This window comes from Allochromatium vinosum DSM 180 (assembly GCF_000025485.1).
In the GTDB taxonomy this organism is placed as follows: Bacteria; Pseudomonadota; Gammaproteobacteria; order Chromatiales; family Chromatiaceae; genus Thermochromatium; species Thermochromatium vinosum.
The window spans coordinates 1,606,541-1,628,110 of record NC_013851.1 but is presented as its reverse complement, the minus strand read 5'-3'; the positions used below and the strand labels follow the sequence as shown (position 1 = coordinate 1,628,110).

17 protein-coding genes are annotated in these 21,570 nt (G+C 65.5%); 15 read left to right on the top strand and 2 right to left on the bottom strand.

From position 1 onward, the window contains the following. Positions 1-4 precede the first annotated feature (4 nt). The 10 genes from ALVIN_RS06940 to ALVIN_RS06895 all read left to right on the top strand — a co-directional run bounded on the left by ALVIN_RS06940 (position 5) and on the right by ALVIN_RS06895 (position 13,427). Positions 5-1,504, top strand: coding sequence for a complex I subunit 5 family protein (locus ALVIN_RS06940; RefSeq protein ID WP_012970615.1), 1,500 nt, complete (start codon positions 5-7; stop codon positions 1,502-1,504). Further along, on the top strand, positions 1,501-3,222 hold the full coding sequence (locus ALVIN_RS06935) for a proton-conducting transporter transmembrane domain-containing protein (protein WP_012970614.1): 1,722 nt from the start codon (positions 1,501-1,503) through the stop codon (positions 3,220-3,222). The genes ALVIN_RS06940 and ALVIN_RS06935 overlap by 4 nt, the downstream gene beginning before the upstream one ends. Then, positions 3,219-4,904: a complex I subunit 5 family protein gene (locus ALVIN_RS06930; protein ID WP_012970613.1), complete on the top strand. Its 1,686-nt coding sequence runs from the start codon at positions 3,219-3,221 to the stop codon at positions 4,902-4,904. Before ALVIN_RS06935 ends, ALVIN_RS06930 begins: the two co-directional genes overlap by 4 nt. A 124-nt stretch (positions 4,905-5,028) precedes the next feature. Then, positions 5,029-5,343 carry a pyrimidine/purine nucleoside phosphorylase gene (gene ppnP / locus ALVIN_RS06925; protein ID WP_012970612.1) on the top strand — a complete coding sequence of 105 codons (315 nt, stop codon included), beginning with the start codon at positions 5,029-5,031 and terminating at the stop codon, positions 5,341-5,343. A gap of 315 nt (positions 5,344-5,658) precedes the next feature. Next, a complete protein-coding gene (gene nifU / locus ALVIN_RS06920; RefSeq protein ID WP_012970611.1) occupies positions 5,659-6,567 on the top strand; it encodes a Fe-S cluster assembly protein NifU in 909 nt (302 codons plus the stop codon). A gap of 37 nt (positions 6,568-6,604) precedes the next feature. Next, positions 6,605-7,825 (top strand): cysteine desulfurase NifS, encoded by a 1,221-nt coding sequence (gene nifS / locus ALVIN_RS06915; RefSeq protein ID WP_012970610.1) that lies wholly within the window; start codon positions 6,605-6,607, stop codon positions 7,823-7,825. 328 nt (positions 7,826-8,153) lie between these two features. Next, complete coding sequence (locus tag ALVIN_RS06910; RefSeq protein ID WP_012970609.1) at positions 8,154-9,638, top strand: hypothetical protein; 1,485 nt, start codon at positions 8,154-8,156, stop codon at positions 9,636-9,638. Positions 9,639-9,650: 12 nt separating this feature from the next. Next, a complete protein-coding gene (locus ALVIN_RS06905; protein ID WP_012970608.1) occupies positions 9,651-11,660 on the top strand; it encodes a BCCT family transporter in 2,010 nt (669 codons plus the stop codon). A 238-nt stretch (positions 11,661-11,898) separates the two neighbouring features. Next, the gene (locus ALVIN_RS06900; protein ID WP_012970607.1) at positions 11,899-12,081 is read left to right on the top strand and encodes a YgaP family membrane protein; all 183 of its coding nucleotides are present in this window, start codon (positions 11,899-11,901) and stop codon (positions 12,079-12,081) included. A gap of 194 nt (positions 12,082-12,275) precedes the next feature. Beyond that, positions 12,276-13,427 (top strand): GGDEF domain-containing protein, encoded by a 1,152-nt coding sequence (locus ALVIN_RS06895; RefSeq protein ID WP_043795559.1) that lies wholly within the window; start codon positions 12,276-12,278, stop codon positions 13,425-13,427. Positions 13,428-13,442: 15 nt separating this feature from the next. On the opposite strand, the gene ALVIN_RS06890 is transcribed toward ALVIN_RS06895, so the two are convergent. Then, a complete protein-coding gene (locus ALVIN_RS06890) occupies positions 13,443-13,973 on the bottom strand; it encodes a TIGR00645 family protein (protein WP_012970605.1) in 531 nt (176 codons plus the stop codon). Between the two features lie 256 nt (positions 13,974-14,229). Between ALVIN_RS06890 and ALVIN_RS06885 the strand changes: the two genes are divergently transcribed. Together ALVIN_RS06885 and ALVIN_RS06880 are read left to right on the top strand one after the other, a co-directional pair. Further along, complete coding sequence (locus ALVIN_RS06885; RefSeq protein WP_012970604.1) at positions 14,230-15,876, top strand: tetrathionate reductase family octaheme c-type cytochrome; 1,647 nt, start codon at positions 14,230-14,232, stop codon at positions 15,874-15,876. Continuing rightward, complete coding sequence (locus ALVIN_RS06880; RefSeq protein ID WP_012970603.1) at positions 15,873-16,526, top strand: cytochrome b/b6 domain-containing protein; 654 nt, start codon at positions 15,873-15,875, stop codon at positions 16,524-16,526. Before ALVIN_RS06885 ends, ALVIN_RS06880 begins: the two co-directional genes overlap by 4 nt. 87 nt (positions 16,527-16,613) lie before the next feature. On the opposite strand, the gene ubiT is transcribed toward ALVIN_RS06880, so the two are convergent. Further along, complete coding sequence (ubiT, locus tag ALVIN_RS06875) at positions 16,614-17,084, bottom strand: ubiquinone anaerobic biosynthesis accessory factor UbiT (RefSeq protein WP_012970602.1); 471 nt, start codon at positions 17,082-17,084, stop codon at positions 16,614-16,616. A 207-nt stretch (positions 17,085-17,291) separates the two neighbouring features. On the opposite strand from ubiT, the gene ALVIN_RS06870 reads away from it, so the two are divergent. From ALVIN_RS06870 to selB, 3 genes are read left to right on the top strand one after another with little or no spacing between them, the layout of a single operon-like run. Continuing rightward, entirely contained in the window at positions 17,292-18,233 is a 942-nt protein-coding gene (locus tag ALVIN_RS06870) for a DUF808 domain-containing protein (RefSeq protein WP_012970601.1), read from the top strand. Beyond that, on the top strand, positions 18,234-19,643 hold the full coding sequence (gene selA / locus ALVIN_RS06865; RefSeq protein ID WP_012970600.1) for an L-seryl-tRNA(Sec) selenium transferase: 1,410 nt from the start codon (positions 18,234-18,236) through the stop codon (positions 19,641-19,643). After that, positions 19,637-21,565 carry a selenocysteine-specific translation elongation factor gene (gene selB, locus ALVIN_RS06860; protein ID WP_012970599.1) on the top strand — a complete coding sequence of 643 codons (1,929 nt, stop codon included), beginning with the start codon at positions 19,637-19,639 and terminating at the stop codon, positions 21,563-21,565. Before selA ends, selB begins: the two co-directional genes overlap by 7 nt. The last annotated feature ends 5 nt before the right edge of the window (positions 21,566-21,570 follow it).

Here is a 21,570-nt window from a genome sequence, read left to right as displayed (position 1 = left end):
ACGCATGAATCTCGATCCCTATCTGCCGCTGGCCATCGTGCTCAGTTCCGCCCTGCCGGGCGTGCTCATCTTCCTGCTGGGCGAGGAGAGTCACTGGCGGCGAACCCTGCTCAATATGTTCGGCGCCCTGCTCAAGATCGTCCTGGTCGGCTGGATGATCTGGGGCGTCTTCCACGGCCATGTCTACGAGAGCCGGCTGACGCTGATGCCGGGTCTGGAGCTGGTGCTGAGCGCCGATGCGCTCTCGGTGCTGTTCGTGGCGCTGTCGACCGTGCTGTGGCTGGTGACGACCATCTATGCCATCGGTTATCTGGAGCACTCGCCGAACCGTAGCCGCTTCTTCGGTTTCTTCAGTCTCTGCGTCTCAGCGACCGTGGGTATCGCGCTCGCGGGGAATCTGATGACCTTCGTGGTCTTCTACGAAATCCTCACGCTGGCGACCTATCCGCTGGTCGCCCATCGCGGCACGCCGGACGCCGATCACGGGGCCAAGGTCTATCTGGCCTACACCATGAGCGGCGGCGTGCTGCTGTTCGTCGGTGCGGTCTGGCTCCAGACCCTGGTCGGTCAACTGGCTTTCACCCAGGGCGGTCTGCTCGGGGCGGCGCCCGAGGCGCTGCACGGTCAGTTCATCGTCATCTTCTTCCTGCTGCTGGCCGGGCTGGGCGTGAAGGCGGCGCTGGTGCCTCTGCACGGCTGGCTGCCGCAGGCGATGGTCGCGCCGGCGCCGGTCAGTGCGCTGCTGCACGCGGTCGCCGTGGTCAAGGCCGGCGCCTTCGGTATCGTGCGCGTGGTCTATGACGTCTATGGCGTCGAATTCGCCCATGATCTGGGGCTGCTGACCGTGCTCGGCGTGCTGGCGGCCACCACCATCGTCTATGGATCGGTCAAGGCGCTGTCGCAGGACGGGCTGAAGAAGCGGCTGGCCTATTCGACCGTCAGTCAGGTGTCCTATATCGCGCTCGGCGCCTCGGTGCTCGGCCCGATCGCGACCATCGGCGGTCTGGTGCATCTGGTGCATCAGGGCATCATGAAGATCACGCTGTTCTTCTGTGCCGGGAACTATGCCGAGACGCTCGGCGTGCACAAGGTCAGCGAGATGAACGGTGTCGGCCAGCGCATGCCCTGGACGACACTGGCCTTCACGGTCGGCGCGCTCGGCATGATCGGCATTCCGCCGGTGGCCGGGTTCGTCACCAAGTGGTATCTGGGGCTGGGCGCGGCCTCGGCCGGGGCCTACTGGGTGATCGGCGTGCTGTTGGTCAGCAGTCTGCTCAATGCCGCCTATTTCCTGCCGATCCTCTATCGCGCCTGGTTCCGTCCGCCGCCGGAGCACTGGCCGAAGGAGCATGTGTTGTCGAAACGGCTGGAGACGGCCCCGTCCCTGCTGTGGCCGCCGGTGGTGACGGCGTTACTGGCCGTAGTCGCGGGTCTGCTGGCCGCCGCGCCCTTCAGTCCGCTCGAATGGGCGACTCTGATCGCCGAGCGGGAGTATGGGCGATGAGTGGATTGTTGCTGGCTGTGGTGCTGGCGCCGCTGCTGTTCGCGCCGCTCGCCGTGCATCCGGCGTTGCGCTGGCTGGTGCTGATCGCGCCGCTACCCGCGCTCGCCGCTCTGGCGCTGCTGCCGCCCGACGCGACGCTGGAACTGCCCTGGCTGCTGCTCGGCACCGCGCTTGGGTTCGATGAGACGACACGGGTCTTTCTGCTGTTCACGGCGCTGGTGTGGTCGCTGGCGGCGGTGTCGGTGGTCGAACGGCTGGGTACGGCGCCTGGGACCGGGCGTTTCCGGCTGCTGTTCCTGCTCGCGCTCGCCGGCAATCTGTGGCTGATCCTGGCGCGTGAGCCGGTCGGGTTCTATGTCGGCTTCGCCCTCATGGGGCTGGCGGCCTATGGGCTGATCCTGCATCCGGGCGGGCTGATGCGCCGACGGGCCGGGCGTGTCTATCTGGCCATGACCCTGATCGGGGAGTTGGCGCTGTTCGTGGCGCTGCTGCTGATGGCGCGGACTCAGGGCGTGACCTGGAGTCTGCCCGAGACGCCGACGCCCGATGGCGCGGTGATCACGCTGCTGCTGCTCGGGTTCGGCATCAAGGCCGGACTCATGCCGCTGCACCCCTGGCTGCCGCTGGCCTATGGCGCCGCACCTGCGCCGGCCGCCGCCGTGCTGAGCGGGGCCATGAGCAAGGTCGCACTGCTCGGCTGGCTGCGACTGCTGCCGCTGGGACAGGTCGCGCTGCCAGAATGGGGGATGCTGTTCGTGTGGCTGGGGCTGGTCAGTCTGCTGGTGGCGCTGGGCGTGGGGCTGGTGCAGACCGATCCGCGTCGGGTGCTGGCCTATTCGAGCATCAGCAAGGCGGGTCTGTTCGTGCTGCTGCTAGGGTTGCTGTTGCTCGAACCTCAGCTTACGCCGGTCGGGGTCGGGGCGCTCACGCTCTATGCTGCGCATCATGCGCTGGTCAAGTCGGGGCTGTTTCTGGGGCTGGGATTGCGTGATCTGGACCCGGCGCGGCCCTTGGTGCGTGCGGGGCTGATCCTGCTGGCGCTGGCGCTGGCGGGAGCGCCTCTGACCAGTGGTGCACTGGCCAAGTACGTCGCCAAGCCGGTGCTGCTCTCGCCAGGCTGGATCTGGCTCGATCTGGCGCTGATGCTGGCGACGGTGGCGACTGCGCTATTGATGGCGCGCTTCGTCTGGTTGATCTGGCCAGCGCCGAACGTGGTCGAAGCCGCACCGACAGCTGATGATTCCAGGGAATCTCAGACGCCGATCGCTCCCCGGCCCGTCTTTCCGATCTGGAGTCTTACGGCCTGGATTCTGCTGCTCGGACTGGTCGCGGGCTTTCCATTCGTGCTCGGCGAGCCGTCGGCCTGGCCGACCAATGCCGGAGCCATGCTCGTCGCCGCGCTGATCGCCGCACCGCTGGCACTGGCCATCTGGCGCCGGGCGCCCGGCTCGGGACGTCCCGCGCGTCGGCGCAGTCTGGGCGATCTGGCGGTGCTGATCGAGCCGATCCTGGCCGCCCAGCTCTGGGCAGGGCGCACGCTGTTCGGACGCTGGAACGCAACGGTCGAGGCGGCGCGCGCGCATCTCTATGGTCTGGGCAAGCGAGTCGGTCCGCCGCCATCCGATCCCGAGCGGACATTACGCGCCTGGCCCACCGCCGGCTGGTTGTGGCTGGGCGTAACCGTGCTCCTTCTGCTACTGGTCCTGATCACGCCATGACGCTGCCGTTGATCCTGAGCTGGCTGTGGCCGCTGCTACTCGCGCCGCTGGTGCTCCAGCCCCGGCGGCACTGGCTGGTCGCGCTCGCGCCCCTGCCGGCGCTGGCGACGGCGCTATGGATTCCGGCCGGCGCCCGGGTCGAACTGCCCTGGTTGCTGGTCGGCGCCACCCTGGGTCTGGACACGCCGGGGCGGATCTTTCTCGGCTTCACGGCACTGCTGTGGCTGGTCGCCGCCGTCCATGCCGTCCGCGCCCTGCGCGACAGTCCGCACGCCGGGCGCTTCCATCTGTTCTTCCTGTTCGCGATGGCGGGCAATCTGTGGCTGATCGTCGCACTCGATCTGGTGAGCTTCTACACCGGCTTTGCGCTCATGGGGATCGCCTCCTATGGTCTGGTCATCTACGACGGACGGCGTGAGTCGCTACGCGCCGGCAAGGTCTATCTGATCCTGACCCTGCTCGGCGAGGCCACGCTCTTCCTGGCGCTGGTGCTGATCGCGCACCAGACCGGCTCGCTCGCGCCCTCGGCCACCGCACTGACGGCACTCGACGATCTGGCCATCGGGCTGCTGATCCTGGGGCTGGCGGTCAAGGCCGGTCTGATGCCACTGCACGTCTGGCTGCCGCTGGCGCATCCGGCCGCGCCCGTGCCGGCGAGCGCCGTCCTGAGCGGAACCATGATCAAGGCCGCCCTGCTCGGCTGGCTGCGCTTCCTGCCGCTCGGCGCCTTGGCGCTGCCGCACTGGGGACTGCTGCTGGTGCTGGCTGGGCTGATCACGGCGATCCTGGCCCCACTGATCGGTCTGATCCAGACCAACCCCAAGGTGGTGCTGGCCTATTCGAGCGTGGCCAAGATGGGATTCATGACCCTGGCACTGGGGCTGCTGCTGATCGAACCTCGGTTGGCCCTTGTCGGGGTGCCGGCGCTCGCCTTCTATGCCGGACACCATGCCCTGACCAAGGGCGGACTCTTCCTCGGGGTCGGATTGCGTCACACGAGCGGGCGCCAGCCAATGATCCTCGCCGGGCTGAGCCTGCTGGTGCTGGTCATGATCGGCGCGCCGCTCACCAGCGGGGCCATCACCAAGGACGGACTCAAGCCGGTGCTGGAAGTGCTCGACTGGCGCTGGCTCGGCGCGGGTCTGGGGCTGGCGTCCGTGGTCACGGCGCTGCTGATGGCGCGCTTTCTGTGGCTGATGTGGCGTACTGAGCCGCATCCCGAGCCGGGCTATCGGGCGGCGGGTGCGGCCTGGGGGTTGCTGATCGCGGCGATCCTGGTGCTGCCGCCGGCCATTGCACTCAGCGACGGGGCCAAGCTCGGTTGGACGACCAATCTCAACCTCATCGCCATCGCCCTGGCGCTCGGATTGCCGGTGCTGCTGGCCGCGCTCCAGCGTCCCGGCACGCTCGACGGGATACTCGACCGCATCCCGCCCGGCGATCTGCTGGAGGCGCTGCGTCCGCTGCCGCCGCTGTGGCGCTGGAGTCAACGCTGGATCTGGTGTCGCTGGGTAGCTTGGCGTGAGCGTCTGCTCGCACCTCGAATCGACTGGATCGACCGGCAGTGGCACGCGACCCGTACCAGCCCGGTCGAGCGTCAGATGGAGCGCTGGCTGGTCGCCGGTACGCTCTGGGCCGGATTGGTGCTGTCGATTGTATTGGCCGTGATCCGCTGGCTCTGAAACAGTGGTCCCAGCTCCCGGCTGCGCCAAAGTCCAGATGCCAAATTTTGGCGCAGAGGATTCGAGAATCGCCTATTCTCTCCGTCCGAACCAACCCCATCATTCGTCTCTGGAATCGATATCTATGTCCGAATTTGCACAGGTCACGATCATCAAGGCCGCCAACATCTATTTCGACGGCCAAGTGACCAGCCGCACCCTCATCTTCGCCGACGGCAGCCGCAAGACGCTCGGCATCATGCAGCCGGGCGAGTTCGAGTTCGGCACCCAGGCCGCCGAGCTGATGGAGATCCTGAGCGGCGAACTCGATGTCCGGCTCCCCGGCGAAGACGGCTGGCGCCGCGTCCAGGGCGGCGAATCGTTCGAGGTGCCGGCCGACTCCAAATTCAGCGTCCGTGTCCTGAGCCTGACCGATTACTGCTGCTCCTTCCTGTCCTGATCGCCTTCGGGCCACATCCTGCCCCGCTGTCGCCGAGTTCTGCGCCCTCTGACACCCCAGCCGGGTACTGGCGACTTGCATGGCGGGGCGGGCCTTGTCGGGTTTGCTACATCCGGACACGCCGTACCGTACCGGAGCCGACAGCCTCAACCGCCCTGACTCTAACCAAAACCCTTTCAAAACAGGCGCCAAAACCCAGAGCATTATTCGGCATGGCGTTTGCTTAAGCTCTCGCATCGATCTCGATCGAGACCCAAGCCAGACGCCGGCACCCGCGCCGGACGTACAAGCCAAACGATGCTGGAGAGACACGCCATGTGGGAATATTCCGAAAAGGTCCAGGAGCATTTCTTCAGCCCCCGCAACGCCGGGGCGGTCAAAGACGCCAACGCGACCGGCGAGGTCGGCTCGCTGTCCTGCGGCGACGCGCTGCGGTTGACCCTCAAGGTCGACCCCGCGACCGAGACCATCCTCGACGCCGGTTTCCAGACCTTCGGCTGCGGCTCGGCCATCGCCTCCAGCTCGGCTCTGACCGAGATCATCAAGGGCCTGACGCTCGATCAGGCGCTCCAGGTCAGCAACCAGGACATCGCCGACTATCTCGACGGCCTTCCGCCCGAGAAGATGCACTGCTCGGTCATGGGACGCGAGGCGCTGCAAGCGGCCGTGGCCAACTATCGCGGCGAGGAATGGAAGGACGATCACGAGGAAGGCGCGCTGGTCTGCAAATGCTTCGCCGTCGATGAAAAGCTGATCGAGAACACCATCCGCGCCAATGGACTGAGCACGGTCGAAGAAGTCGTCAACTACACCAAGGCCGGTGGCGGCTGCTCGGCCTGTCACGAAGGCGTCGAGGAGATCCTGAACCGCGTGCTCGGCGAGTCCGGCAAGAGTTTCGCGCCTGCCGCCGGCACCACGCCGCTGCCGGTCCAGGCCGGTCGCCCGCGACTGACCACGGTCGAGCGCATCCGCCGCATCGAAGCCGTGCTAGACAGCGTCCGCCCGACGCTGCAACGCGATCACGGTGACGTGGAGCTGGTCGATGTCGATGGGCGCCAGGTCTACGTCAAGATGCGTGGCGCCTGTGCCGGCTGTCAGATGGCGGCCGTGACCCTGGAGGGCATCCAGGAACGGATGGTCGAGGCACTGGGCGAATTCGTGCGGGTGATCCCGGCCGAGGCCAGGCCGCGCCCCCAGGAACCTGAACTGGCCGCCTGTGCCTGATCGCGCTTCGGACACTTCAAATCAGGAGGCCCACCGCATGACCGCCACCGCTCAAGGCATCTATTTCGACAACAACGCCACCACCATGGTCGCCCCTGAGGTGGTGGAGGCCATGCTGCCCTATTTCACCGAGCAGTTCGGCAATCCGTCTTCGATCCATCAGTTCGGCAATCGGGTCGGACAGGCACTCAAACAGGCGCGCGTCCAGGTCCAGACCCTGCTCGGCGCCGAGCACGACTCCGAGATCGTCTTCACCTCCTGCGGCACCGAGTCCGATTCGACCGCCATCCTCTCGGCGCTCAGGGTTCAGCCCGAGCGACGCGAGATCATCACGACGGTCGTCGAGCATCCGGCGGTGCTGGCGCTCTGCGAGCAACTGGAGAAAGAAGGCTATACCGTCCACTACCTGCCGGTCGACGGTCGCGGGCGGCTCGATCTCGACGCCTACGGACGACTGCTCTCCGAGCGCGTGGCCATCGTCTCGGTGATGTGGGCCAACAACGAGACCGGAACCCTGTTTCCGGTCGAGCGCATGGCTGAGATGGCCAAGGCTGCCGGTGTTCTCTTTCATACCGATGCGGTGCAGGCCGTCGGCAAGGTGCCGATCGATCTGAAACGGACCGCCATCGACATGCTGTCGCTCTCAGGCCACAAACTGCACGCACCCAAGGGCATCGGCGTGCTCTATCTGCGGCGCAACACCCGGTTTCGTCCGCTGCTGCGCGGCGGTCATCAGGAGCGCGGACGGCGTGCCGGCACCGAGAACAGCGCCGCCATCGTCGCACTCGGCAAGGCGTGCGACATGGCGCTCGAATACATGGAACACGAGCAGACCAGCGTGCGCGCTCTGCGCGACCGGCTCGAACAGGGCTTGATTGCGGCTGTGCCCCACTGCTTCGTCACCGGCGACACGGATAATCGGTTGCCGAACACCGCCAACATCGCTTTCGAATACATCGAAGGCGAGGCCATTCTTCTACTACTCAACAAGCTCGGCATCGCGGCTTCAAGCGGTTCGGCCTGCACCTCCGGCTCGCTCGAACCCTCGCACGTGATGCGTGCCATGGGCATCCCCTACACGGCCGCGCACGGCACCATCCGCTTCTCGCTCTCGCGCTACAACACCGCTGAGGAAGTCGAGCGCGTCATCGAAGCCGTGCCGCCGATCGTGGCCCAACTGCGCAAACTCTCGCCCTACTGGGGCGTTGACGGCCCGGTCGAGGAGCCGGAAAAGGCGTTTGCGCCCGCCTACGCCTGAACCCAGACGCCTTGGTGCTGCAAGGCGGCCAAGCCGCCCAGATAACTGTCATGAGCCTTGCGTTCGATCGATTCGATCGGTAGCGTAGGCGCGCTGTTCTCCTGAACCGACACAGATCGTCGTGAACTCGACGCTCTGCTTCCGAGTCGGCCGAGAGCAGCGCTACTCGATACCTGAGCGGCCGGATCGCCCCCATAGCGATCCGGCCGCTCTATCATCGTCCCCATGCCCGCCGGATTCTCGGGCCAGCCCCGCCGGTCGATCGGGACACTTCGCCAGTCATTGCCTCAACACCATGACTGCGTGCAATCGATAGGAAGTTTCGCTCATGACAATCCAATCTTCGCGCCCCAAACGGGGCCGCCTGGCCTCCGGGTTGGGCGTCGTCTGTCTGTCCGCTCTTGCCCAGGCTCCCGTCTCTCTGGCAAGCCCGAATGTCGCCGAACTCGAACGGCGCGTCTCGGAACTGAGCCGCGAACTGGCCGAGGCCCAACGGGCACTGAAGGCCGCGCGCACCGACACGGCTTCGACGGCCGGGACGACCGTGAACACCATCGCGCCCGCCTCCGACAGTGATCCGGCGACCGTCACGACCGAGAACACGGCGACGACGACCACCGCACCGGACGACAGCTTCCGCATCGGCCCCGTGACCATCGGCGGCGCGCTGCGCGCCAATGCCGTCATCGGCAGCTATCAGGGCTTCGACAACGGCCCGAATCGCGGCGGCAACGGCGGCAACGTCGAACTCGACACCTTCCGCCTCAACCTGTCACTGGACTACGAGAACATCATCGGGCGTCTGGAATACCGCTGGTATCCGGCCGACAGCGGCACCAGCTACAACTTCCCGCATACCGCCTGGCTCGGCTACCGCTTCGCCGACGCGAGCGAAGTCCAGGTCGGTATCAACCGCGTCCCCTTCGGTCCCGGCCCCTATGGCGTATCGCAGAGCTGGTTCTTCGATCAGCACTACTATGTCGGACTCTCCGACGACATGGATCTGGGCCTCAAATACAGCACCAAACGCGGCCCCTGGTCGCTGGACTTCGCCTATTACGCCGCCAGCGAGGGCAGCTATTTCGGCCGCAGTCTCGACAGCGCCCGCTACAGCTATGACGCGGTGCGCTGGGAGGAGTCGGTCGATGCCGACGGCAATGTGATCTACGGCGGCGCCCACAACGGCTACGAGGAACGCCATCAGTTCAACCTGCGCGCCATCTACAGCCTGACCGACAGCCGGGTTCCGACCGATCTCGGTGTCTCGCTGCAATACGGCCAGCTCCAGGGCCAGCGCACCGACGACGGCAGCCACTGGGCCGCCTCGGCGCACATGGTCAACCGCTTCGACGACTTCACCCTGGCCACCCAGCTCACGCGCTACGAGTACGACATCGATGCGAACAACCCTTGGGGCACCGACACGCTGATCCCCATGGGCGCCTACGACTTCGCCTGGCCGGTGGCGGCCAAGGCCTGGATCCCGGCCGTCTCACTCAGCTATCTCAAGGAGACGCCGAGTCTGCCCTGGCTCGACTCGGTGCGCCCCTATGTCGAATACAGCCGCATCATCAAGGATGAAAGCGCCTTCAACGACAGCCAGATGTGGGTGATCGGCGCCGCCTGGGCCAGCGGCGGCTGGTACATCTACAGTGATCTGGCCTACTCCAACGGCAACTATTTCGTCGGCAACGAGGCCAGCGGCGACGGCAGCGACGACTATGGACGTCTCGACGGTGTCGGCGACTTCGGCGTCAACGGCAACGACGAATGGAACTATCGCTTCAACCTCAATCTCGGCTACTACTTCTAAGGAGCGCGCGCCATGAGCGAAAAACCTGAGAACGCTGGAGCACCTCCAGCGGCTGAGAAACGTCCCTGGATCCAGTGGAATCCGCCCGTCTTCATCATCTCGGCGGCCCTGGTGCTGATCTTCGTGCTCTTCGCCGCGCTGGCCACCGAGATCGCCGAGCCGCTGTTCAAGGGCATGCAATCCTGGGTCATCGAATCGGCCGGCTGGTTCTATGTGCTGTCGGTGGCCGGTTTCCTGGTGTTCGTCGCCGTGCTGGCCTTCACCAGTCTCGGGCGCATCAAGCTCGGGCCGGAGCACTCGCAGCCTGACTACGGTTATGCCTCCTGGCTGGCGATGCTGTTCTCGGCCGGCATGGGCATCGGCCTGATGTTCTTCGGCGTGGCCGAGCCGGTCATGCACTTCGCCAGCCCGCCGGTCGGTGATCCGCAGGGCATCGAGGCGGCGCGTCAGGCGATGCGCATCACCTTCTTCCACTGGGGCATCCATGCCTGGGCCATCTATGCCGTGGTGGCGCTGTCGCTGGCCTATTTCGCCTTCCGTCACGATCTGCCGCTGTCCATCCGCTCGGCGCTCTATCCGCTCATCGGTGAGCGGATCTATGGCCCCATCGGACATGCGGTCGACATCTTCGCCGTGGTCGGTACGCTCTTTGGTGTGGCCACCTCGCTCGGCTTCGGCGTCATCCAGATCAATTCGGGTCTGAACTATCTGTTCGACATCCCCGTCGGCATCACCACCCAGGTGGTCCTGATCGCCGTCATCACCGCGATCGCCACCCTGTCGGTGGTACTGGGACTCGATGCGGGCATCCGCCGGCTCTCGGAACTCAACATGATCCTGGCCGTGGCGCTACTGGCCTTCGTGCTGGTGGCCGGGCCCACGGTGTTCCTGCTCCAGACCCTGGTGCAGAACACCGGCATGTATCTCTCCAGCCTGTTCGAGATGACGTTCAACCTCTACGCCTACGAACCCAACGACTGGATCGGCGGCTGGACGCTGTTCTACTGGGGCTGGTGGATCGCCTGGGCGCCTTTCGTCGGGCTGTTCATCGCGCGTGTCTCGCGTGGGCGCACCATCCGTGAGTTCGTGCTCGGGGTGCTGTTCGTGCCCACGGGCTTCACTTTCATGTGGATGACCTTCTTCGGCGATACCGCCATCCACATGATCCTGATGCAGGGGATCGGTGAACTGGCCGACGCCGTGGCCGCCGATACCTCGGTGGCGCTGTTCAAGTTCTTCGAGTACCTGCCGCTGTCGAACATCACGGCAGTCCTTGCCACCCTGCTGATCGTGACCTTCTTCGTCACGTCCTCGGACTCCGGCTCACTGGTGGTCGACATGCTGACCTCTGGCGGCGGTCAGACCGAATCGCCGGTCTGGCAGCGCATCTTCTGGGCGGCGGTCGAGGGCGTGGTCGCGGCGGCGCTGTTGATCGCCGGTGGACTGTCGGCGCTGCAAACGGCCACCATCGCCAGCGCTCTGCCCTTCACCATCGTCATGATCCTGATGTGCTGGGGTCTGATGCGCGCGCTGCGCATCGACGACATCAAGCATCTGAGCCTGCGCGAGGCGCGTGTCACCCCGGTCGGACCGGCGGCGCCGTTGAGCTGGCGCCAGCGGCTGCAGAACCTGATCCACCAGCCGACGCGCGAGGAGACGGTGCGCTTCATCCAGGATGTGGTGCGCCCGGCCCTGAGCGACGTGGCCGACGAACTGCGCCGGATGCAGCTCGACGCCAGTCTCGGCGAGGGCGAGGACGGCCGGGTCTGGGTCGAGGTCCGTCACGGCGAGGAGATCGACTTCTACTACTGCGTGCGTCCGCGCACCTATGAGGCGCCGAGCTTCGTGCTGCGTGACACCACAGCAGAGCGCGCCGAGACGCTGGAGTACTGTCGCGCCGAGGTCCATCTCAGCGAGGGCGGGCAGGACTATGACGTCATGGGCTGGAGCGCATCCGATCTGATCGGCGACGTGCTCGATCACTATGAGCGTCACATGCACTTCCTGCAAACGCTGCGCTGAGTGATCGCCCGGGCCTGGGCGCGGTCATTCGCGCCGCCTAAGGCCCGAGTCATGCCGGGGCGCGCTGTGTTTCAAATGGGTTTCGTCCAAACCCCTTTTGTTTTATGGTTATGCCCCCGCGACAGCGTCGCGGCGTCTCATACGTCGAAGACTCGGTCGGCTCACGACCCGGATCGGCGGAACGCAACGGGTTCGACGAGTCATCGTACAGCGATAACCACATCCAGGAGTGTCACGCATGACCACGAATGTTGGTGAAAAAGACAGACTCTATCGCGCCATCGCCGGCGTCATCATCCTGCTCTGGGGCATCTCCAATGCCAACGCGCTCGGACTGATCGGTTTCGTCGTCCTGGCGACGGCTTATTTCCGCTGGTGCCCGGTCTATATTCCGATGGACGTCGACACGACCAAGAGCTGACGGCAAACCTTCCAGTCAAGCTGGAGGCTGCAATGGGCGTGACACGCATCGTGTCGCGCCCATGCCGCATCCGAATCCCGGCAGCATACGTCAACGCCAACGGCTTTCTCTCGTCTAGTCGCCCCGGACCCGCTAATCTTCTCTATCCAGCCTTCCGAGCAGACATCATCCAGCGTCCAGGGGCACGCACCGAAATGGTCAAATTCTGGAAACGAGAATCCGGCGGCGTTCCAAGCGAGACGACGCGCGCCGCACCCGCCACCCCCAGCGACTCCGAAACACTCGCCACCCTGGAACAGGCGGCACTCGACCAGCTCGCTTCGGTCCTGCGCACCTGGGGCCAGTACGCCTTCGACCTCGACGAGATCAAGGCCGCCACCCTTGCCGAGCAACTCGAGCGCTGGAGCCGGCACGTCCTCATGGCCGCTCCACCGGACGCCTCCAAGGACCAAGACGAATCGGTCGTGGCGGCGAACACCAGCGCTCGCCGCGACTGGGCCGGCCTGCGCGACTTCGTCACCCGCATCCGGCGCAGTGAGCAGTCCTACGTCAATCGCCAGATCCTGGGCACCCGCCAGGTCATGGGCGAGTTCGTGCAGACACTGGGACTGGTGTTGGCCGAAGACCAGGAGGAGCAGACCAAGGTCACGCAAGTCATCAACCAACTACGCAGCACGATCGAGAACAATGCCCCGATCGAAGTCTTGAGCCGCGAGGCGATGAATGCCATCGAGCTGATCTCCAGTATCGCGCGCGAGCGCTCGAAGCGTAATCAGGGGCTGCTCGAAGACCTGAATGGCAAACTCCAATCGCTACGCGGCGAACTGGATGCGGCACAACGCGAAAACGATCTGGACGGTCTGACGCGCCTCTACAACCGCAAGGCGTTCGACAGACAACTCGAACGGGTGTTCGAACTCTGCAAACTCTCGGGACAGTCGGCCTGTCTGCTGATGATCGACGCCGATCACTTCAAGCGGGTCAACGACGAGTACGGACATCCGGCCGGTGACACGGTTCTCAAGCGGCTGGCCAACTGCTGCACCAAGGGCTTTCCGCGCAAGAGCGACTTCGTTGCACGCTACGGCGGCGAGGAGTTCGCCGCCATCCTGCAGGACACCTCGCTCAAGAGCGCCCTGCCGCTCGCGCAGCGCCTGCTCGATACGATACGCATCATGCGCATCGAGCACGAGGGGCTGGAACTCGATATCACGGTCTCGATCGGGATCGCCGAACTCGGCACGCTGGCCAGTGCCGAGCACTGGCTCAAGATGGCCGATGGCGCACTCTACGCGGCCAAGAAGGGCGGCCGCGACCGGATCGTCACGGCTCCAGAGATGCGCTGAACGGGGACGGCCTCCTCAATGCCCGACCGGCTTGTTGTCGCTCGGCTCGCGGTGCGAGGCGAACGAAATGCGATCGAGGATACCCATCAGCAGCGCCGAGACGACGAAGGTCAGATGGATGATGACGTACCACTTCAGCTTTTCGCTCTCGATCTGAGGGATGTTCACAAAGACCTGGAGCAGATGGATCGAGGAGATGGCCACGATCGAGGCGGCCACCTTGAGCTTGAGCGTGCCGGCGTCGAGCTTGCCGAGCCAGTCGAGCTGGTCGTCGCCTTCACGCACGTCGATGCGCGAGACGAAGTTCTCGTAGCCCGAGAACATCACCATCACCAGCAGACTCCCCACCAGCGACAGATCGATCAGCGCCAGGATGCGCAGCACCATGTCCGACTCGCTCATCGTCAGGATATGGGCGAAGAGATGATAGATCTCCTGGAAGAATTTGACGGCGAGCGCGATGAGCACCAGCGAGAGCGCCAGATAGACGGGCGCCAGCAACCAGCGGCTGGCATAGAGCAAACGTTCGATGATGCGTTCGAGCACGCAGGGACTCCTCAGAAAACAGAGAGATCGATCGGGCGAATGGGACGAGACGGGGCCGGACGGCGATGAACCATGCACGGCGGCGCTATTCTAGAAGGATTTTCAAGCGCGTCCAGATCTTCTGACGATACGTCGAAATCCGTGACGCCGTCGGTCAGCAACACGACGAATTACAGTTTTATTGCCCTATGTCATGGCGCACGGCGTCGATCCTCACCAGGATACGCCGTCCATCCACTGCCCTGGAGTCAGCCCCATGCGATCCCTCCTCGGATGCGCCCTGGCCGTGCTGTTCGTCGGTTCGTTCGTCGCGACCGACGCGCGCGCCCAGAGCCAATGGCCGACACCTCCGGCCACCCCAACCCCATCGGAACAGATCTCGGGTCCGTTGACCGGCGGCACCGCCGATCACACCAAGTTCGAAATCCTCAAGCAGTCCTTCGCCACGGGTTCGGATGTCACCCAGGCGTGCCTGAGCTGTCATACCGAGACGGGCAAGCACTTCATGCAGAACATTCACTGGACCTGGGAGTACCGCCATCCGGCGACCGGTCAGCTGCTCGGCAAGAAGCATCTGGTCAACAACTTCTGTACCAACGCGCGCGGCAACGAAGGCATGTGCGCCCAGTGCCACGCCGGCTATGGCTGGAAGGACGAGGGCTTCGACTTCAGCGACGAAACCAAGATCGACTGCCTGGTCTGTCACGACCGCACCGGCACCTATTACAAGACGCCCAACAGTCCCGGCAGCCCCGCCTGCTCGGTGATGTTCGAGGGCAAGCCCGCGATGGACCTGAGCCGCATTGCCCAGAGCGTCGGTCTGCCCGAGCGCGCCAACTGCGGCACCTGTCACTTCAACGGCGGCGGCGGGGACAACGTCAAGCATGGCGATCTGTCCTCGGCGCTGAAGAACCCGCCGCGCACGCTCGACGTGCACATGGGTGTCGACGGGCTGAACTTCGCCTGTACCGCCTGCCACATCACCAACAAGCATCTCTGGGCCGGTAGCCGCTACCAGATCGAGGCCAAGGATCAGGACGGTACCGGACTGCCCGGTCAGCGCCGCGACGTAGCGACCTGCGAGTCCTGTCATGGACTCGCACCGCACCAGGTCGACTCGATCGCCTCCTTCAAGCGCAACGACCATGCCTCCAGCCTCGCCTGCCAGACCTGTCACATTCCCGAGTACGCGCGCGGCGGCGTGGCGACCATGACTCACTGGGACTGGCGCACCGCCGGCAAGACCCGCAACGGCGAGGGCTATCACGAGCACGGTTACACCCAGGGCAACGGCGAGCACCGCTATACCTACAAGTCGATCAAGGGCGATTTCATCTACGCCGAGAACCTGGTTCCGCTCTATCGCTGGTTCGACGGTCAGATGACCTACACCACCATCGATACCAAGTTCGACGTCAATCGGCAGCCGATCGCCATCAACGACTTCACCGGACACCGTGAGGATGGACATTCGCGTATCTGGCCGTTCAAGGCGATGTACACCTGGATGCCGGCCGATGTGGGCAACGGCACCCTGGTCTATACGCATCTGTGGGGCGAGGACGACAGCTCCTACTGGGGCAACTACGACATGGGCAAGGCCATTGCCTTTGGCATGAAGAAGGCCGGATTGCCCTATTCAGGTCAGTACGGCTTCGTCGAGACCGTCTCCTACTGGCCCATCACCCACATGGTCGCGCCCAAGGAGGAGGCACTGAGTTGTGAATCCTGTCATGCCGTGGGCGGACGACTCGACGGCCTGAAGGGGCTCTATCTGCCGGGCCGCGATCACCATGCTTGGCTGGATCTGATCGGCGTCATCGCGGTCATGGGTACCCTGGCCGGCATCCTGGGACATGCCCTGATCCGGATCGTTTCATCGTTCAGAGGACAGCACTCATGACCATCCGCCGCGTCAAGATCTTCAGCCTGTTCGAGCGTTTCTGGCACTGGTCGCAGATGGCGCTGATCATGGTGCTGCTGTTTTCCGGTTTCGGGCTGCACGGCTTCCATCATTTGATCCGCTTCGAGACCGCCGTGACGCTCCACACCCTGTCCGCCCTGCTGTTGCTCCTGCTCTGGGCCTTCGGCACCTTCTGGTTGTTCACAACCCGCAGTTGGCGCCATTTCATCCCGACCCTGTCCGGGATGTGGCAGGTCTTTCATTTCTACAGCTTCGGCATCTTCAAGGGCGAGCATCATCCCTATCGCAAAGCCTACTGGCGCAAGCACAACCCGCTCCAGGCGCTGGCCTATCTGATGCTCAAGATCGTGCTCTTTCCGCTGATCTGGATCACCGGGCTGATCTATCTGTTCTATTTCCTGTGGCGGGATCTGCCGCAGGCGAGCGACTGGCTGACGGGTTTCGCCTACGTCCACACAGGCGCGGCCTATGCCATCCTGGTGTTCGTGCTGGTGCACGTCTACATGCTGACCACGGGGCACTCGTTTCGCGAGCACCTGATGCCCATGGTCAACGGCTTCGACGATGTGGATCTGACGCCCGAGGAGGAGGCCTATCTGTTGAAGGACGAGCCGGAGAACATTCGCTGATCGTGAATGATCGGTCGTTGCTTGGAGCTTGAAGTGCCGAAACGTCAAGGGCGCCTGGGATGCCGGTACATCCCGGGCGCCCTCGGATTACGCCTTGCGCCCTGGCAAACGCATGTCGGCCAGACGTTCGAGGGTGCGAATCATGGGCGCCCAGCGTGCCGGCGGCTCGAAGGCATCGAGGAAGTTCTTGAGATACAGCCCCAGCTCGGTGTCGCCCGACATGCGCAGCCGGCGCTGGAAGAAGAGCGTGTCGGCATCCTCACGCCGCGCCGCGAGCAGCAGGAATTCGTGCAGACCGCCGGCGATGCTGGCATCGGCCGGGCGGTCATCGCCATAGCCACGGATGCGCCCGTTCTCCAGTCCCAGCCGATAGCGCAGACCGACATCGTCGATCTCGATCGCCATGCGTCGTCCTTCCAGGAAGTCCAGTTCACCCTCGGCCAGTGACTCCTTCATGACCTGATTGAGGATGCCGGCCAGTGCGCGGCTGTGCAGAGTGCCCGGCACCAGGCGCAGCGGAAAGGTCAGTGGGTAGAGAAAACGCTGTGTAGCTGACATGGCAGAGGTCTCGATCGGATTCGTTGCGAAAATAGCGGGCGATTTTCCTCCCTCGTCTCGCTCGACACAAGCACGCGATGGCGGTCAAATAGCCCCTCGCCCACCGAAGGCGATCTGCCTGAGACTCGCTCCCCGAACGTCAGGTTCCACCGTCCGGCGGGGCGCGGTCGGCGAGACCCACTTTCACATATTGGATGCGGCTTGAACATGGCTACGAGTCTACTCGCACTGCTCGACGACATCGCCACCGTCCTGGACGACGTGGCGCTCCTGACCAAGGTCGCGGCCAAGAAGACCGCCAGCGTGCTCGGCGACGATCTGGCGCTCAATGCCGAGCAGGTGCGCGGCGTGCGCGCCGAGCGCGAGCTGCCGGTGGTCTGGGGCGTGGCCAAGGGGTCGGCGGTCAACAAGCTGATCCTGGTACCGCTGGCGCTGGCGATCAGCGCCATGGCCCCTTGGGCGATCCTGCCGCTGCTGATGATCGGCGGACTCTACCTGTGCTATGAGGGTGCGGAGAAGATCGCGCACAAGTTCGGCCACGGCGGCGAGGAGGCCGAGTCCCGTCACGCAGAGCTGACTGCGGCGCTCGAAGATCCGAACGTCGATCTGGCGGCCCTGGAACGCGACAAGATCCGGGGCGCCATCCGCACCGATTTCGTGCTGTCGGCCGAGATCATCGTCATCACGCTCGGCACGGTCGAACAGGCCAGCTTCCTGACCCAGATCCTGGTGCTGACCGGAATCGCGATCGTCATGACTATCGGCGTCTATGGTCTGGTCGCCGGAATCGTCAAGCTCGACGACGCCGGACTCTATCTCAGCCGCCGCCCCGGCACGGATTGGCGGGCGGTCGCGGTGCGCGCCTTCGGTGGCGTCCTGCTGCGCGCCGCGCCCTGGCTGATGAAGGCGCTGGCCGTCGCCGGAACCATCGCCATGTTCCTGGTCGGCGGCGGCATCATCGTCCATGGTCTGCCCGTCCTGCATCACGCGATCGAACATCTCGGCGCATCGCTCGGCGCAGTCGCTGCGATCGGTCCCCTGCTCGGCGCGCTGACGCCCCTGGTCGTGAATGCGCTGGTCGGTCTGGCGGCGGGCGCGGCCGTGCTGGCGGCCTGGACCTGGACCCGTGCACGTCTGGAACAGCGCTGAATGAACCCGCTCGCCACGCTGCCCGCCGTCAGCCGTCTGCTGTCCGAGCCGGAGATCCTCGCGCTCAGTGAACGGCACGGTCTGGCCGTGATCACCCGCCTCATCCGCGAGACCCTGGCCGAAGCCCGAGCGGCGGCACGCGACGGTGCGCCCGTCCCGGAGACGGCCCGTCTGATCGAACAGATCGATGCGCGGGCCTCGGCACTGGCTCGCCCCCGACTGCGCCCGGTCTTCAACCTGACCGGCACGGTGCTGCACACCAACCTCGGGCGCGCGCCCCTGCCCGAGGAAGCGATCGAGGCACTGGTGACGGCCGCGCGCCAGCCCTGCGCGCTCGAATATGCGCTCGAAGACGGTCGGCGCGGCGATCGTGACGCTCTGGTCGAGGAACTGTTGTGCGAACTCACGGGCGCGGAGGCGGCGACCGTGGTCAACAACAATGCCGCCGCCGTCTTCCTGCTGCTCAATACCCTGGCGCCGAAGAAGCAGGTCATCGTCTCGCGCGGCGAGCTGATCGAGATCGGCGGCGCCTTCCGCATCCCCGACATCATGACGCGCGCCGGAGCCAGGCTGGTCGAGGTCGGCACCACCAACCGCACCCATCTCAAGGACTTCAGCACGGCCATCGGTCCGCGCACGGCGATGCTGATGAAGGTCCATGCCAGCAATTATGCGATCCAGGGGTTCACCAAGGCGGTGCCGGAACGCGAACTCGCCGGGCTGGCTCATGCCCATGACCTGCCCTTCGTCGTCGACCTGGGTTCGGGAACCCTGGTCGACCTGGAACGCTGGGGGCTGCCGCACGAGCCGACGCCGCGCGAATCTCTCGCCGCCGGTGCGGATCTGGTGAGCTTCTCGGGCGACAAGCTGCTCGGCGGACCGCAGGCCGGACTGCTGGTCGGACGGCGCGATCTGATCGCGGCGATCAAGGCCAATCCGCTCAAGCGCGCCCTGCGCGTCGGCAAGATCACCCTGGCCGCGCTCGAAGCCGTGCTGCGGCTCTATCGCGATCCGGACCGGCTCGCCGAGCGTCTGACGACCCTGCGCTATCTGACCCGCCCGACCGCCGAGATCCAGGCCGTCGCCGAGCGACTGTTCCCGACCCTGCACGCCGCGCTGGCGCCGCTGGATCTGAGTCTGGAGATCGTCCCGCTCCGGTCGCAGATCGGCTCCGGTTCGCTGCCGGTCGATCGGCTGCCTTCGGCCGGTTTCGCCATTCGCGCGCCCGACAGGAAGACCGGACGGCTGCATCGGCTCGAAGCGGCCTGGCGCGCGCTGCCGCGCCCGGTCATCGGGCGTATCGAGGACGACGCGCTCCGGCTCGATCTGCGTTGTCTGGCGCCCGAGGACGAGGCCGAATTCGCCGCTCAGCTGGCCGGCACCGACTGGCTGGAGGCCGTCCCATGCTGATCGGCACGGCCGGACACATCGACCACGGCAAGACCACGCTGGTCAAGGCGCTGACCGGCGTGGACGCGGACCGACTGCCGCAGGAGAAGGCGCGCGGCATCACGCTCGATCTGGGCTATGCCTATACGCCGCTGGCCGACGGCTCGGTGCTCGGGTTCGTCGATGTACCGGGGCACGAGAAGCTCGTCCACAACATGCTGGCGGGGGCCACCGCCATCGATTTCGTGCTGCTGGTCATCGCCGCCGATGACGGTCCCATGCCCCAGACGCGCGAGCATCTGGAACTGCTCGATCTGCTCGGGTTGAGCCGGGGCGCCGTGGCCCTGACCAAGATCGACGTCGCCGCGCCCGAGCGGCTCGACGCGGCCCGGCACGCGGTGCACGAGCTGCTGGCGGGCACGGCACTAGCCACGTGTCCGCTGTTTCCGGTATCCGGGCGCACGGGGGACGGCGTGGACGCCCTGCGCGATCATCTGGAACGTGAGGCGACCGCCTTCGTGCCTCCGGCCGCGGGCGGGCGTTTTCGGCTGGCCATCGACCGCGCCTTCTCACTGTCCGGTGTCGGCACCGTGGTCACGGGTACGGCCCATGCCGGAACCGTCGCGGTCGGTGAGACGCTGATGCTCGCCCCGCCGGGACTGAAGGCGCGCGTGCGCGGTCTGCACGTCCAGGATCGGCCCGCCGAGCGCGGTCAGGCCGGCGAACGCTGCGCCCTGGCGCTCAAGGGCGAGTTCGAGAAATCGGACATCCGGCGCGGCCAGTGGCTGGTCGAGCCGAGTCTGGTGCTAGCGCTGAACCGCGTGCAGGGCGAAGTGCGCGTGCCGGCGAGTCAGCCGGCTCTGAGACACATGCAGAGCGTGCATGTCCATCTGGGCACCGAGGACATCGTCGGGCGCGTGGCGCTGCTCGACACGCGGGAGGTCGCGCCGGGCGAACGGGCGTTGGTCGAGCTGCTGCTGGAACGCGAGACTCTGGCTCTGCGCGGCGATCGCTTCATCCTGCGCGATGCCGGCGCTCAGCGCACGGTCGCCGGCGGGCGGGTACTCGACATTTTTCCGCCCACCCGTCACAAACGCACGCCCGAGCGGCTGGCCTTGCTCGATCGCTTGCGTGATGACGATCCGGTCGTGGCGCTGGAATATCTGGCCGACCAGTCGACGACCGGTGTCGATCTGGAGCGTTTCGCCCTGAGCTGGAATCTGGATCGGGACGCGGCGGAAGCGCTGTGGCAGCGCGTCGGGTTGCGGGTGATTCGCGAGGGCGAGACGGTGATCGGCCTCAGATCGGCGGCCTGGGCGGGACTGCGGGCGCGGTTGCTCGACGTTCTGGAACAGGAGCACGCGCGCGCGCCCGACATGATCGGGGTCGAGCCCGAGCGGCTGCGTCGCCTGACTTCGGTCAGGCTGGCGCGTCCGGTCTTTGCGGCGCTACGCGCCGAACTGCTGGCTTCGGGCGCGATCGCGCAGACCCGCACCTGGCTGCATCGGCCGAGTCATCGCGCCAGCGTCAGCGACAGTGACCGTGCGTGTTTCGCGGCGTGGCGGCCGTTGCTGGACGCAAAGCCCTACAATCCGCCGCGCGTGCGCGATGTGGCCAAGGCGACAGGCACGCCTGAGCATGAGGTGCGTCGGCTGTTCAAGCGGCTCGCCCGCGCTGGTGAACTCTATCCCGTGGCGCACGACCACTATTTCACCGCTGGAGCCGTCGCCGAGCTGGCCGGGATCGTGCGTCAGCTCAATGTCGAACAGGGGGCGGCGCGTGCTGCGCCTTTCCGTGACATCCTGTTCAGCGATGGGGACGGCGGGCGCAAGGTCGCCATTGCCATCCTCGAATTCTTCGACCGGATTGGCTACACTCGCCGCGTGCGGGACGATCACGTCCTGCGCCACGACAGCGCCCTGCACGACTTGACGGCGCGCTGACTCAG